The sequence below is a fragment of the Vibrio ichthyoenteri ATCC 700023 genome (assembly GCF_000222605.1).
In the GTDB taxonomy this organism is placed as follows: domain Bacteria; phylum Pseudomonadota; class Gammaproteobacteria; order Enterobacterales; family Vibrionaceae; genus Vibrio; species Vibrio ichthyoenteri.
In genome coordinates, this window is sequence record NZ_AFWF01000007.1 from 44,880 (window position 1) to 58,235 (window position 13,356).

A 13,356-nucleotide genomic window follows, 5' to 3' on the forward strand; every position below is an offset into this window, starting at 1 on the left:
GATCTTTTCATCTCGCAATACCAAAATGGAGAATGAGTGCAATGGTCAGAATTGCAATCGCAGGAGCGGCAGGCCGTATGGGCCGAAACTTAGTTAAAGCAACGCATCTTAATCCTGAGTCTCAAGTTGGAGCTGCATCAGAGCGCCCTGAGTCCTCATTGGTTGGGGTAGATGTTGGTGAACTATGTGGTGAAGGCAAATTTGAAGTTGTCTTAACCAATGATCTCGCCTCTCAAATTGACAGCTTTGATGTCATTATCGATTTTACTGCACCAAGCAGCACATTAACCAATCTAGACCTTTGCCGTGCCCACGGTAAGAGTATCGTTATCGGTACGACTGGTTTTAGCGATCAAGAACGCGAACAAATTGATGCGGTAGCAACGGAGATTCCGGTTGTCATGGCTCCCAACTATTCGGTGGGCGTTAACCTAGTATTCAAATTGCTCGAAAAAGCCGCCAAAGTCATGGGTGACTATTGCGATATTGAAATTGTCGAAGCGCACCACCGTCATAAAGTCGATGCTCCATCAGGTACGGCGATTGGTATGGGCGAAGCCATTGCAGGCGCAATGGGCAATAAGCTCAATGATGTTGCGGTATATGCGCGAGAAGGCATTACCGGCGAGCGCACTAAAGATGAGATTGGTTTTGCCACTATTCGTGCCGGCGATATTGTTGGTGAACATACTGCCATGTTTGCCGATATTGGTGAGCGTGTTGAAATTACTCACAAAGCGACAGACCGTATGACCTTCGCCAATGGTGCAGTAAAAGCGGCGGTTTGGCTAAATGGTAAGCCAGCTGGTTTCTACACCATGACGGATGTGCTGGGTTTGAACGATCTTTAGCAGCTTCGTAATAGCAAATCAGATAAAAACTCATTAAACATATTTATGCGTCAGCCTCGGCTGGCGCTTTTTGTATCCGTACGATATGAGAAGAAAAGTTAACTCGATCAAATTGTTTGATATAGGCTAGTTATAGTTGTCATTATGGGTGTTTCACTACTTTTTAAGTATTAGATGCTTTATTTCTCTGGTTTTTCTGGTTGGAGTAACGTTTGCTTTGATTGTTTTTTTATAACCATGATGTTCTCACACCAAATTGAAGGTCATAACGATGACTTTCTATCATTCCTCCTATTAAGAGATAGTTAACTTGTTTTTTTGGTCTGTTTTAACAACTTTTTATTATAAAGCGTCGTAAATATGCATTTTATTTTACTATGAATGTTGACACTGGTCACAACCGTTATTAGAATAACGCCAATTTGTCTGTCAGACCTAAAAATGATTTTTTATGGCAAAATGGAAGGCAATGTTGCAAATTAATTTATTTTTTATGCATTTTTATTCTGGAGGTTGCCTTGAGTAAATTAGCACTGTTAGTCCTGGAAGATGGGACAGTGTTCAGCGGAGTGTCCATCGGCGCAGATGGTATTTCCGTTGGGGAAGTCGTTTTTAATACCTCGATGACGGGGTACCAAGAAATTCTCACTGATCCTTCCTATTCACAACAAATCGTCACTCTTACTTATCCTCACATTGGCAATACCGGAACCAATTCCGAAGACGAAGAATCTTCTTCAATTCATGCTCAAGGCCTTGTGATTCGCGATCTCCCTCTTATCGCTTCTAATTTCCGTAACGAACAATCCCTTTCTGATTATCTCAAGTCGCAAAACATTGTCGGCATCGCAGATATTGATACTCGCAAACTTACTCGTATTCTTCGTGAAAAAGGTGCCCAAAACGGCTGTATCGTCGCAGGCTCTTCTGTAAATGGAGAAAACCTTGACGAAGCGTTGGCGCTTGCGAAAGCTAAAGAATTCCCTGGCTTGAAAGGTATGGACCTTGCGAAAGAAGTTACAACAAAAGAAGCGTATCAATGGAAACAAGGTTCGTGGACGCTCACGGGTGGACTTCCTGAAGCGAAAGACGACAGTGAGTTGCCATACCACGTTGTCGCTTACGACTTCGGTGCCAAGCGAAACATCTTGCGCATGTTGGTTGACCGCGGTTGCCGCTTAACGGTGGTACCGGCTGAAACGTCAGCAGAAGAAGTGTTGGCCCTTAAGCCTGATGGTGTGTTCCTCTCTAACGGCCCTGGTGACCCGGCACCATGTACTTACGCGATTGAAGCGACCAAAGTATTCCTAGAGAAAAACCTACCACTATTTGGTATCTGTCTTGGCCACCAAATCCTAGCACTCGCGTCTGGCGCACAAACGGTGAAGATGAAATTTGGTCACCATGGTGCGAACCACCCAGTAAAAGATTTGGATCGCGGTGTGGTGATGATTACTTCGCAAAACCACGGTTTTGCTGCGGACGAAGCGACGCTACCAGACAATCTACGTGCTACTCACGTTTCTCTGTTTGACGGTTCTTTGCAAGGTATCCACCGCACTGATAAACCAGCATTCAGCTTCCAAGGTCACCCAGAAGCGAGCCCAGGTCCTGAAGACGCGGCTCCACTATTTGACCATTTCATCGAACTCATCAAAAAACACAGCGCTTAATTCGGAGTAGTAGATAATGCCAAAACGTACTGACATTCAAAGTATTCTAATTCTTGGTGCTGGTCCGATTGTAATCGGTCAGGCATGTGAGTTTGACTACTCTGGCGCACAAGCGTGTAAAGCACTGCGTGAAGAGGGTTACCGAGTTATCCTAGTAAACTCAAACCCTGCAACCATCATGACTGACCCTGATATGGCCGATGCAACTTACATCGAACCTATCCAGTGGGAAGTGGTACGCAAGATCATTGAAAAAGAGCGTCCAGATGCGGTACTGCCTACGATGGGCGGCCAAACGGCGCTTAACTGTGCACTAGACTTAGAGAAACACGGTGTTCTTGCTGAGTTTGGCGTAGAGATGATCGGTGCAACGGCGGATGCAATTGATAAAGCAGAAGACCGTTCTCGCTTTGATAAAGCAATGAAGTCGATTGGCCTTGAGTGTCCAACGGCGGATACAGCGAAGACCATGGAAGAAGCTTACAAAGTTCTCGATATGGTTGGCTTCCCTTGTATCATTCGTCCTTCGTTCACCATGGGTGGCACGGGTGGCGGTATTGCATACAACAAAGAAGAGTTTGAAGAAATCTGTCGTCGTGGTCTGGATCTATCACCAACCAACGAGCTACTAATCGATGAATCATTGATTGGTTGGAAAGAGTACGAGATGGAAGTGGTTCGTGACAAAAACGACAACTGCATCATCGTGTGTGCGATTGAAAACTTCGACCCAATGGGTATCCACACTGGTGACTCAATCACCGTGGCTCCGGCACAGACACTAACCGATAAAGAATACCAACTGATGCGTAACGCTTCTCTAGCGGTACTGCGTGAGATTGGTGTGGAAACCGGTGGTTCGAACGTTCAGTTTGGTATTAACCCGAAAGATGGCCGTATGGTTATCATCGAGATGAACCCACGTGTATCTCGCTCTTCTGCATTGGCTTCAAAAGCAACTGGCTTCCCGATTGCAAAAGTAGCAGCGAAATTGGCGGTTGGCTTCACGCTTGATGAGTTGATGAACGACATCACAGGTGGCGCAACGCCAGCATCATTTGAACCGACAATCGATTACGTTGTGACTAAGATTCCTCGTTTTAACTTCGAGAAATTTGCTGGTGCAAATGACCGTCTGACCACGCAAATGAAGTCAGTTGGTGAAGTGATGGCTATCGGCCGTAACCAACAAGAGTCATTGCAAAAAGCACTACGCGGCCTAGAAGTAGGCGCGAACGGTTTTGATGAGATGGTGGACTTAGATTCACCTGACGCACTATCAAAAATCCGTCATGAGCTAAAAGAAGCAGGCGCAGAGCGTATTTGGTATATCGCCGATGCATTCCGTGCAGGTCTATCCGTTGATGGCGTGTTCAACCTAACGCAAATCGACCGTTGGTTCCTAGTTCAAATTGAAGACCTAGTGAAAACGGAAGAAGTGGTTAAAGCGGGCGGCTTTGCTGGTTTGACCGAAGATCTACTGCGTAAGCTGAAACGTAAAGGTTTCGCGGATACGCGTTTATCAAAACTGCTTGGTGTAGCGGAAAGCGAAATTCGTCGCTTGCGTGACCAGTTCGATATTCATCCTGTTTACAAGCGTGTTGATACTTGTGCGGCGGAATTCTCTTCAGATACCGCATACATGTACTCTTCATACGATGACGAGTGTGAAGCGAACCCAACCGACAAAGACAAGATCATGATTTTGGGTGGCGGTCCTAACCGTATCGGCCAAGGTATTGAATTTGACTACTGTTGTGTACACGCATCACTAGCGCTACGTGAAGATGGTTACGAAACCATTATGGTCAACTGTAACCCTGAGACTGTGTCGACAGATTACGACACTTCAGACCGTCTGTACTTCGAACCAGTAACTCTGGAAGATGTATTAGCGATTGCGCGTGTTGAAAAGCCAAAAGGCGTTATCGTTCAGTACGGCGGTCAAACGCCACTGAAACTGGCACGTGCGTTAGAAGCGGCAGGTGTGCCAATCATTGGTACTAGCCCTGATGCGATTGACCGTGCAGAAGACCGTGAGCGCTTCCAAGTTGCCGTAGACCGTTTAGGTTTACTTCAGCCACAAAACGTAACGGTAACCACCATGGAGCAAGCGGTAGAAAAATCGCGTGAAATTGGCTTCCCATTAGTGGTTCGCCCATCATATGTTCTGGGTGGTCGTGCGATGGAAATCGTTTACGATGAGCAAGACCTACGTCGCTACTTCAACGAAGCGGTGAGCGTATCGAACGAATCCCCAGTATTACTTGATAGCTTCTTAGACGACGCGGTTGAAGTTGACGTTGATGCGATTTGTGACGGTGAGCGCGTTGTTATCGGCGGCATCATGGAGCATATCGAACAAGCGGGTGTTCACTCAGGTGACTCAGCATGTTCTCTTCCTGCTTACACGTTAAGCCAAGAAATCCAAGATGTGATGCGTGAGCAAGTAGAAAAGCTAGCGTTTGAATTGGGTGTTCGTGGCCTGATGAATACGCAGTTTGCGGTTAAAGACAATGAAGTTTACCTTATCGAAGTGAACCCACGTGCGGCACGTACCGTACCGTTTGTTTCGAAAGCGACAGGTGCACCACTAGCGAAAATTGCTGCGCGCGTAATGGCGGGTCAATCTCTTGAAAAGCAAGGCTTTACTAAAGAGATCATCCCACCGTACTACTCAGTAAAAGAAGTGGTGTTGCCGTTCAACAAGTTCCCAGGTGTTGACCCATTGTTAGGCCCAGAAATGCGCTCAACGGGTGAGGTTATGGGTGTTGGCGCGACGTTTGCTGAAGCGTATGCAAAAGCAGAACTTGGTTGTGGCAGCGTTTACCCTGAAGGTGGCCGTGCGCTACTGTCAGTTCGTGAAGGCGATAAGCAACGAGTGGTGGATTTAGCTTCTAAGCTGGTTAAGCTTGGTTACCAACTGGATGCAACGCATGGTACGGCGGTTATCCTTGGTGAAGCGGGCATTAACCCTCGCTTGGTAAACAAGGTTCATGAAGGTCGTCCTCATATTCTTGACCGTATCAAGAACAATGAATACACCTACATCGTCAATACCGCTGCAGGCCGTCAAGCGATTGAAGACTCTAAAGTTCTTCGTCGTGGTGCTCTGGCTGAGAAGGTGAACTACACCACTACGCTAAACGCAGCGTTTGCTACTTGTATGGCACAGACTGCAGACGCGAAGAGTTCGGTAACTTCAGTCCAAGAATTGCATGCGAAAGTAAAAGCATCTCAAGCATAACAGTACGATTAGCTACATTAAGCCCGCTCAGTTGAGCGGGCTTTTTTTTGGGCGAATGTTTATCGCAGGTTGGTGTAGAAAGTTGGAACAGGAAATGATGAAAATAGGGAATAGGTTGTAATCGAATCTTTCGTTAACTCAATTGTTTTACTAGTGATAACGTAGCGCCATTGGATTTATTGGTGTGAATAAAATGGAACTCTCTTTCGAAATACTTTCTCTACTTTTTTTGGTTGCGACTTTGGCTGGCTTCATCGATGCGATGGCTGGTGGGGGCGGTTTATTAACCCTGCCAGCGTTACTTGCCGCGGGTGTTCCGCCCACTCAAGCCTTAGCTACTAATAAGTTGCAAAGCTCGTTTGGTAGCTTTTCCGCCACTTGGTACTTTGTGCGCAATGGCATAGTTAGTATTAAAGAGATGAGATTGGCGATTGCCTGCACCTTTATTGGTTCTGCGGTCGGTGCTGAATCTGTGCAGCATATCGATGCTGGGGTGTTAACCAGTTTGATCCCTATTTTGCTGGTGGTGATCTCACTCTATTTCTTGTTAATGCCCAAGACTCGTGAGCAACAAGGCCAAGCCAAGATATCTGAAGCGATGTTTGCCTTTTGTGTTGGCGGCGGAGTCGGTTTTTATGATGGGTTCTTCGGTCCAGGAACGGGATCGATTTTTACTGTTTGTTTCGTCGCGCTGGGGCATTTCTCTTTAGTGGATGCAACCGCGCGAACTAAGGTGCTCAATTTTACTTCGAACATTGCCGCGTTGTTGTTTTTTATTCTGGCTGGCTTGCCGGTGTGGGAGCTTGGCTTCGTGATGGCGATCGGTGGTTTTATGGGGGCGCAACTTGGCGCGCGAGTGGTGGTAACCAAAGGTCAAAAATGGATCAGGCCCTTGGTCATTGTGATGTCTATGTTGATGGCTGCAAAGTTACTTTGGCAGCAGCATCAGCAATGGTTGCTATCAATGTTTTAATGCGTTTGTTGCGGTACGATGAAGGGCGAAGACAGATATTGATTGAACGTGAGAGTGACTGTAACGGCGCAAAGTGATGGCAATGATGGCGTTCAATTTTGAGTGATTGAATGACTGATAACGGCACTAATGCGGGTGCGATTCCCGAGAGTGCAAGTGTGGCTGCGGCAGCGTAAGAGTCCATTTGCATGATTGGGTGCATGTTCAGTTGGCTTAAAATGGCTTGCTGATATGAATTGGCCGGATTCGAGAGATCATTGGTAATGATGGTCGCTGGTAGCGATGGCAAGTGACGATCAAAGACAATGTAAAAAGGCTCATCAAATAAATGAAATACCTTCAATTGGTGATGAGAGGGTAGGTTACCTGCACAAATACCGATGTGCGCTTTACCCGATTGAACGTGTTCAACAATTCGAGGGGTATGGTTGGTGGTGATGGTTAAGTAAGGATCGTGGTTGAAACACTCACCCAAAACCGCCGCTAAGTAACCCGCCACTAACGTTTCTGAGCAATCAAGCGTGAGCGTACTGTTTTCAATGACGTTTTGCTGTTCATAAATCAACCCTCGTAATTCATTAAAGGTTGGGCTGATGCTTTCAATTAGGTTGATCGCTTCACGAGTTAAGCGCACATTTCTTCCATCAGGCACAATCAACTTTTTACCCAGTTTTTTTTCCAAGTTTGCAATGCGCTTACTGACCGCCGACTGGCTAATGTAGAGCAAACTACCCGTGCGACTCATGGTTTTCGCTTTGCTGAGCGTGACCAGTGTTTCTATGCCTTCAAGTAACATGAGGTACTTATGAATAAGAGGAATGAATGGCAATGTAACGCAAGTTTACGTAGAGCGCACATAAAAAACGGCACTACTAAGAGTGCCGTGGTATTTCTGTGATCGGATAGGAATTCAAGCTCGGCAGTGGTGAGCTTTAATTCACTTTATCCCATGCCATTGTCCAATGAGAACCGGTTGCTGGTTGGTATTGGGTTGCGTTTTCAGTCCACTGTGAGCAGTAGCCTGAGTATGGGAAAGGTTTACATTGATAAACTTGACCATCGCTCGCTAACACTTTTGTGTCAGCAGTGTAGTTATCAAGGCCGTTAGGGAAGACAAAATCATAGTCGCCCGCTGGTGGTGGTGTTACCTCAGCCACAAGATGGAAATCCAATGTTTCTTGATTGATTAAGTTGCCGGCTTGATCTTTGATGCGGCTAATCAACATGTGGTGGCCCGCTTGCGATTTGGTTAGCGCGAGATCAACCGCTTGAGATTGGCCATCTGTTAGTTCGCCACTCCAGCTTGCAAGAGGTTCACGATCATGGTTATAGACGGTTAATTCAGCTTGTAGATCGCCAGTTGCGCTTAGCGTCAATGCCAGCTCAGTTGGTTGCTCTGTAATCGTGTATTCAGACTGCAAACCAGCTACAGTGAGTGCGTAATCTGGTACGACGGTTTCGATGTCGTAACCAATTTCTACGCGAGTTAGCTGGCTATCTGCCTGTAAGTAAACTGGGTTTGTGCCATAGATTGGTGTAAAGCTGCCTTGTTTGTGCTGGCCTGCCTTAATGCTGCTTTGCTCTTGGTTAATTTTGCTTGCGAGAGCATAAGACCAGTTTTTAGCTTGTGTCAGCGCTTCACTGTCAATCGTGAGTTCAGTGCGGTAGCTGTTATTCTCTCCAGCGTGATCAAATACGCGGGTAAAGACGCGATCACCAATATTTAGATCGAGTGTTGGTGAGATCTGGCCTGCTTGATTCCATTCTGGAAGAACAGGACCTTGACCATCGAATTGCACGTCAATCACATTGTAGAATGCAGCGGCAGTATCACCCACATCCCAAACCGCTAAAATGACATGGTAGCCCTTACGTTCAGGGACGTTACACGCGTGGCTAACTTGCTTTGGCGGTTGCACCATATTGCCTTCAACGACACAGAATGGATTGAGATCGAATGATGCTCTGGATAGTTGAGCATTTGGATTCCAGTCTGCGTTAGTGATGTAGTATTTCCAATCGCGGGTGACGTGGTTGGCAGTAAAGGTCCACTCAAAGTTTTGCTGGCCAGCAGTGATTGGGCGCTTAACCCAACGATCGGCTGTCTGCTCGTCTAACGCAGTTGCGAGTACTGATTGTGCGCTGGCAATTTTGCCATCTGCTGGGCCAGCTTCTGGGAAACCTTCTGGTCCTTCAACACTTTGTGGTTCATATTGAATCGCACCACAGTTGCTATTTTTCTCATTGGTATCGGAAGTTGGATATTTACATAGTGCAACACGGCCTGCCGCAATGCCATCATTAAACGCAGAGACGTAGCCATGTGCGGCTACTTGCCCACTTAGAGCGGTAAGAGCGAGTGCCAATAAGGTTTTATTTGGACGTGATTTCATCACATGTTCCTTTTTAGGTTGACAAAAAATTGCCACACCTCGGCATGTGAAAAGGGCGATATACCCTCAACACTTGATTGAGCGATCAAGTGGCGGCTCCGCTATCGTAGATAAGAATTATCGTTAGACCGGAAGCTTTGCGTCCCATTTTTTCAAATGGTTTGCCGACAGTGTGTTTTAGCGCGGGTAATTTAGCTTACAAAGTGGATTTACAGCGATAAAATCCAGCAGAAGATGGAATGAAAATCTCCTTTGGTATGCTTTTTTTTACACTTTATTTTATGACTCCGGGATAGATTGTTTTGTGGTCTATTTACGGTAGCCTCACCGCGTTTGGAGTACGCAGAAAAGAAAAGCAGGCCAAGGCCTGCTTTTCAAATGTGTGTCTAAAGATTTACCTTCGTCAGTGACGAGCTAAATTATAGAGATTCAGTGAACGTACGTGCGATAACGTCGCGTTGCTGCTCTGTTGTTAGAGAGTTGAAACGTACAGCGTAACCCGATACACGGATAGTTAGCTGTGGGTAGTTCTCTGGGTGAGCAACTGCGTCTTCAAGAGTTTCGCGACGTAGAACGTTTACGTTTAGGTGTTGACCACCTTCAATGCGTGGTGCAGTTTCGATTGCCACTTCGCGGCTTTCGTATTCACCTAGATCGTTAATAGCAATAACTTGGTCAGCTTGGTAGCCAGCAGATGCCGCAACACAACGTGCTTCGTTCTTTTCGCTGTCTAGTAGCCAGATAGAGTTTAGTAGATCGTCGTTAGCCGCTTTAGTAATCTGAATACCTTGAATCATTACTGTCTCCTAATCCACATTTTCTGTGGTGTTATTGGTGTTAATTTTCAATATTTTTGTTGAGCTAAGTATTATATAGCTAATATCCATTATAATAATATTGATTTAGGTCAAAAAACAACTAAAAACCTTATTTTTTTGAAGGTGATTTTATTGAGTTAAATCAACAAAACTCTTTAAAACTAGTAGATTACATTTTATTTTATAATATAAAAAATAGTTACAATGGTCATTTTGTTGTAATTTTACTACAAAATGACTGTTTTTAAGTCAACTATGCGGGTTAACTACTTGTTAGGTGGTAGCCAAACTGAAAGAGCAAAGTGATTAAATAACATGAACAAAAACTTCGGAACTAAGTATATCGGTGCGCATGTGTCTGCGGCCGGTGGTGTTGACCAAGCACCGATGCGCGCGCGCGAAATTGGTGCCAATGCGTTTGCATTGTTTACCAAAAATCAACGTCAATGGGTGGCAAAACCACTTGAAGCTAAAACCATTAGCGCCTTCAAAGCGAACTGTAAAATGCTCGGTTTTAACGCTGAGCATATTCTGCCTCATGACTCATACCTGATTAATTTGGGGGCTCCGGAACAAGAAAAGTTAGAAAAATCGCGTGCCGCTTTTATTGATGAAATGGAGCGTTGCCATCAACTCGGTTTAACGCTGTTGAATTTCCATCCAGGTAGCCACCTTAATAAGATCTCTGAAGCCGAGTGCTTGGCTAAGATTGCAGAATCGATCAACTTAGCCCATCAAGCGGTACCTGAGGTGATTGCCGTAATCGAAAACACCGCAGGGCAAGGCTCTAATCTTGGTTGGAAATTTGAACATCTTGCAGCGATTATCGAGCAAGTTGAAGATAAGTCTCGCGTTGGTGTTTGTTTGGATACTTGCCACACGTTTGCCGCGGGCTATGATCTTTCGAGTCATGAAGCGTGTGAAGCAACGTTTGCTGAGTTTGAGCAAGTGGTCGGTATGCAGTATTTACGAGCGATGCATATTAACGACTCTAAATCGACCTTAGGCAGTAAGGTTGATAGGCACCATGCGCTAGGTAAAGGGGCGATCGGTTGGGCTTGTTTTGAGTACATTGCCAAAGACAGTCGCTTTGACGCTATTCCTTTGATTCTCGAAACGATTGAACCTGAGTTGTGGTCTGCAGAGATCAAGCAGTTGCGTGAATGGCATAATCAAGCGTAATTGCAAACGTGTATCTTGCTGATTCGTTTTTACCTTATTTTTTGCGACAATAATGCGCATCTATATAGAGGACAATCATGATGACTCAGCTATCAACTTGGGATGATGTGATCGGTGACGAGCAGCAGCAACCTTATTTTCAGCAAACGCTGAGCTATATCGCCGCACAGCGTGCCGAAGGAAAGGTAATTTTTCCTGCGGAAGATACCGTCTTCAATGCCTTTGAGGCAACGCCATTTGATCAGGTAAAAGTGGTGATTTTAGGCCAAGATCCTTATCACGGCCCAAACCAAGCGCATGGTTTATGCTTCTCGGTATTACCGGGAATAAAAACGCCGCCATCGCTGGTTAATATGTATAAAGAACTCGCGCAAGATGTGGATGGATTTACTATTCCTCAACATGGCTATTTACAATCTTGGGCTGAGCAAGGGGTGTTATTGCTTAATACTGTGTTGACGGTTGAACAAGGTAAAGCGCATTCACACGCCAAAACCACAGGCTGGGAAGCTTATACTGACAAAGTAATAGAAGCCTTGAATCTGCATGGCAGTGGCATTGTATTTCTTTTGTGGGGCGCGCACGCGCAGAAGAAAGGGCGCTTTATTGATCGTTCAAAGCATCATGTACTTGAAGCCCCGCATCCATCACCACTTTCTGCTCATCGTGGTTTTTTTGGTTGTCAGCACTTCTCTCTCGCCAATCAGCATTTGATGACGCAAGGCTTAACGCCAATTGATTGGACGCTTCCAGAGCAAATTTAAAGACGCATCAATTGATCCTAGAGGGAAGCGAACAACGCTTCCCTTTATTTTTCAGTCAGTCGCATTGATTTCACGCTGTGTCATGATCTTTTTTTGAACAGCATCTAAACCTTTATTGGCGTTTTCTTATACACTTACAAAGATTGTGTGTTTAAGGAGAAACGCTATGATGATTGAACAGATCAGGCGTGAACATGGCTACATGGTGCGCTTGCTTGCCATTCTTGCGAATAAAGTAGAGTTACTTAAGCAAGAACAGCCAGTTAATTACAGTTTGATCAAAGAGGTGGTTGACTACTTGTCTGAATATTCAGAGAAACATCATCACCCGAAAGAGGATATTCTTTATCATTATTACCGTGAGCACTATGGCGCTCATGATGATATGGATAACTTAGCCTTTGAGCACAAATTACTCGAGTGCAAAACGCATGCGTTCGATAATATTGTGGAGATGATTTTGCAAGATGCTGTTGTTCCGCATCATTTGTTTATAGAGCAGCTAGAAGCATTTATGAATGCGCAGAAATCACATCTAGAGCTCGAAGAGCAAAGCATTTTACCCATGATTTGCGATCACTTTAGCGTTGAAGATTGGCAGCAAGTTGAGATGCTTTATAGTGGTAAAGATGACGATCCTGTTTTTGGTGATACCATTGCCGAGCAATACGCACAACTTGCGCAGCGAGTTCGGGCAACGGATAAAGAATGCATCTAGTTAGAGCCGCTTTAGCGATAAACAGCAAAGTCATGTATGAATTAATATAGAGGCGTTTTAGTGCCTCTATATCGTTTAGTCAGTTCAAATCGTTTGTTGAGAAATGGCCCTTGCCGACGCAAAGGCAACGATAATTCTCGTCTATAGCATGGAAAAATGATCCGTTATTCTCGCCGCGAATCACGGTTGAAATTATTGCTAATGTTGAGTCTAAAATTCTAAGTTTTCCAACTTATCTAAACCGATATCCATATCAAGCAGTTCTTTTTCTAAGCGACGACGATCTTGAATTGCCTCAATTTCTCTCCATTTACGTTTAACAGGTTTTGATTTTGCTGAGCGACCTCGAGAGAAGTCCATCTCCATCATGTCATCAAAGTTTAAGCCATCCATATGCCACCTCTGTTGTACGTTATTATTGGTTAGATTAAATACCATTGAGATTAAAGGGTATCTATGATTGATTTCTCATTTGTTGCGATCCAATGAAATTTTTATGGCTTTTTGTGCTCGAAGTACCTTTTTAGAAACTCGTTCTGTATAAAAAATGTCCATTCGTCAGTGTGCAAACGATTTATTTTAGCTATTTTTGATGTTAACTGGCTGTTTTAAGTTGGCGCGAAAATAGAGCTCAAGCTTACACATCTCCGCTCATCTTGTAGGTAACATGCAAAATGGGGGATAAATCACACTATTTTGCTGGTAAAACCAGTAGAGACAAGGCGTTAGTCTGTTTT

The 13,356-nt window shown here is 44.9% G+C and carries 11 protein-coding genes and 1 riboswitch; of the genes, 7 read left to right on the plus strand and 4 right to left on the minus strand.

Annotated elements, in window-relative coordinates:
• Nucleotides 1-41 precede the first annotated feature (41 nt).
• The 4 genes from dapB (at nucleotide 42) to RH85_RS01230 (ending at nucleotide 6,744) form a co-directional block, all read left to right on the plus strand.
• Entirely contained in the window at nucleotides 42-851 is an 810-nt protein-coding gene (gene dapB / locus RH85_RS01215) for a 4-hydroxy-tetrahydrodipicolinate reductase (RefSeq protein WP_039948345.1), read from the plus strand.
• A gap of 518 nt (nucleotides 852-1,369) precedes the next feature.
• Nucleotides 1,370-2,524 carry a glutamine-hydrolyzing carbamoyl-phosphate synthase small subunit gene (carA, locus tag RH85_RS01220; RefSeq protein ID WP_006710358.1) on the plus strand — a complete coding sequence of 385 codons (1,155 nt, stop codon included), beginning with the start codon at nucleotides 1,370-1,372 and terminating at the stop codon, nucleotides 2,522-2,524.
• Between the two features lie 16 nt (nucleotides 2,525-2,540).
• The gene (carB, locus tag RH85_RS01225; RefSeq protein ID WP_006710359.1) at nucleotides 2,541-5,771 is read left to right on the plus strand and encodes a carbamoyl-phosphate synthase large subunit; all 3,231 of its coding nucleotides are present in this window, start codon (nucleotides 2,541-2,543) and stop codon (nucleotides 5,769-5,771) included.
• Nucleotides 5,772-5,964: 193 nt separating this feature from the next.
• Nucleotides 5,965-6,744 carry a TSUP family transporter gene (locus RH85_RS01230; RefSeq protein WP_006710360.1) on the plus strand — a complete coding sequence of 260 codons (780 nt, stop codon included), beginning with the start codon at nucleotides 5,965-5,967 and terminating at the stop codon, nucleotides 6,742-6,744.
• On the opposite strand, the gene RH85_RS01235 is transcribed toward RH85_RS01230, so the two are convergent.
• From RH85_RS01235 to grcA, 3 genes are all read right to left on the minus strand, one after another.
• Nucleotides 6,680-7,540 (minus strand): LysR family transcriptional regulator, encoded by an 861-nt coding sequence (locus RH85_RS01235; protein ID WP_006710361.1) that lies wholly within the window; start codon nucleotides 7,538-7,540, stop codon nucleotides 6,680-6,682. The two genes, RH85_RS01230 and RH85_RS01235, sit on opposite strands and share 65 nt — an antisense overlap.
• 136 nt (nucleotides 7,541-7,676) lie before the next feature.
• Entirely contained in the window at nucleotides 7,677-9,137 is a 1,461-nt protein-coding gene (gbpA, locus tag RH85_RS01240; RefSeq protein WP_006710362.1) for an N-acetylglucosamine-binding protein GbpA, read from the minus strand.
• A gap of 88 nt (nucleotides 9,138-9,225) precedes the next feature.
• Nucleotides 9,226-9,313, minus strand: a riboswitch (cyclic di-GMP riboswitch).
• A 243-nt stretch (nucleotides 9,314-9,556) separates the two neighbouring features.
• Nucleotides 9,557-9,934, minus strand: coding sequence for an autonomous glycyl radical cofactor GrcA (gene grcA, locus RH85_RS01245; protein ID WP_005594091.1), 378 nt, complete (start codon nucleotides 9,932-9,934; stop codon nucleotides 9,557-9,559).
• 336 nt (nucleotides 9,935-10,270) lie between these two features.
• Between grcA and nfo the strand changes: the two genes are divergently transcribed.
• The 3 genes from nfo (at nucleotide 10,271) to RH85_RS01260 (ending at nucleotide 12,619) form a co-directional block, all read left to right on the plus strand.
• Nucleotides 10,271-11,137, plus strand: a complete 867-nt coding sequence (nfo, locus tag RH85_RS01250) for a deoxyribonuclease IV (RefSeq protein WP_006710363.1) — start codon at nucleotides 10,271-10,273, stop codon at nucleotides 11,135-11,137.
• Between the two features lie 80 nt (nucleotides 11,138-11,217).
• Nucleotides 11,218-11,901 carry a uracil-DNA glycosylase gene (gene ung / locus RH85_RS01255; protein ID WP_039948351.1) on the plus strand — a complete coding sequence of 228 codons (684 nt, stop codon included), beginning with the start codon at nucleotides 11,218-11,220 and terminating at the stop codon, nucleotides 11,899-11,901.
• A 166-nt stretch (nucleotides 11,902-12,067) separates the two neighbouring features.
• A complete protein-coding gene (locus RH85_RS01260) occupies nucleotides 12,068-12,619 on the plus strand; it encodes a hemerythrin domain-containing protein (RefSeq protein WP_006710365.1) in 552 nt (183 codons plus the stop codon).
• 210 nt (nucleotides 12,620-12,829) lie between these two features.
• Here the strand turns inward: RH85_RS01260 and RH85_RS01265 are convergent, their stop codons facing one another.
• Nucleotides 12,830-13,012, minus strand: a complete 183-nt coding sequence (locus RH85_RS01265; protein WP_006710366.1) for a DUF3545 family protein — start codon at nucleotides 13,010-13,012, stop codon at nucleotides 12,830-12,832.
• Nucleotides 13,013-13,356: the final 344 nt, after the last annotated feature.

Coding starts and splice junctions, on each gene's coding strand:
- dapB (WP_039948345.1), top strand. CDS start 42: ATGGTCAGAATTGCAATCGCAGGAGCGGCAGGCCGTATGGGCCGAAAC.
- carB (WP_006710359.1), top strand. CDS start 2,541: ATGCCAAAACGTACTGACATTCAAAGTATTCTAATTCTTGGTGCTGGT.
- RH85_RS01230 (WP_006710360.1), top strand. CDS start 5,965: ATGGAACTCTCTTTCGAAATACTTTCTCTACTTTTTTTGGTTGCGACT.
- RH85_RS01235 (WP_006710361.1), bottom strand. CDS start 7,540: ATGTTACTTGAAGGCATAGAAACACTGGTCACGCTCAGCAAAGCGAAA.
- gbpA (WP_006710362.1), bottom strand. CDS start 9,137: ATGAAATCACGTCCAAATAAAACCTTATTGGCACTCGCTCTTACCGCT.
- grcA (WP_005594091.1), bottom strand. CDS start 9,934: ATGATTCAAGGTATTCAGATTACTAAAGCGGCTAACGACGATCTACTA.
- nfo (WP_006710363.1), top strand. CDS start 10,271: ATGAACAAAAACTTCGGAACTAAGTATATCGGTGCGCATGTGTCTGCG.
- ung (WP_039948351.1), top strand. CDS start 11,218: ATGACTCAGCTATCAACTTGGGATGATGTGATCGGTGACGAGCAGCAG.
- RH85_RS01260 (WP_006710365.1), top strand. CDS start 12,068: ATGATGATTGAACAGATCAGGCGTGAACATGGCTACATGGTGCGCTTG.
- RH85_RS01265 (WP_006710366.1), bottom strand. CDS start 13,012: ATGGATGGCTTAAACTTTGATGACATGATGGAGATGGACTTCTCTCGA.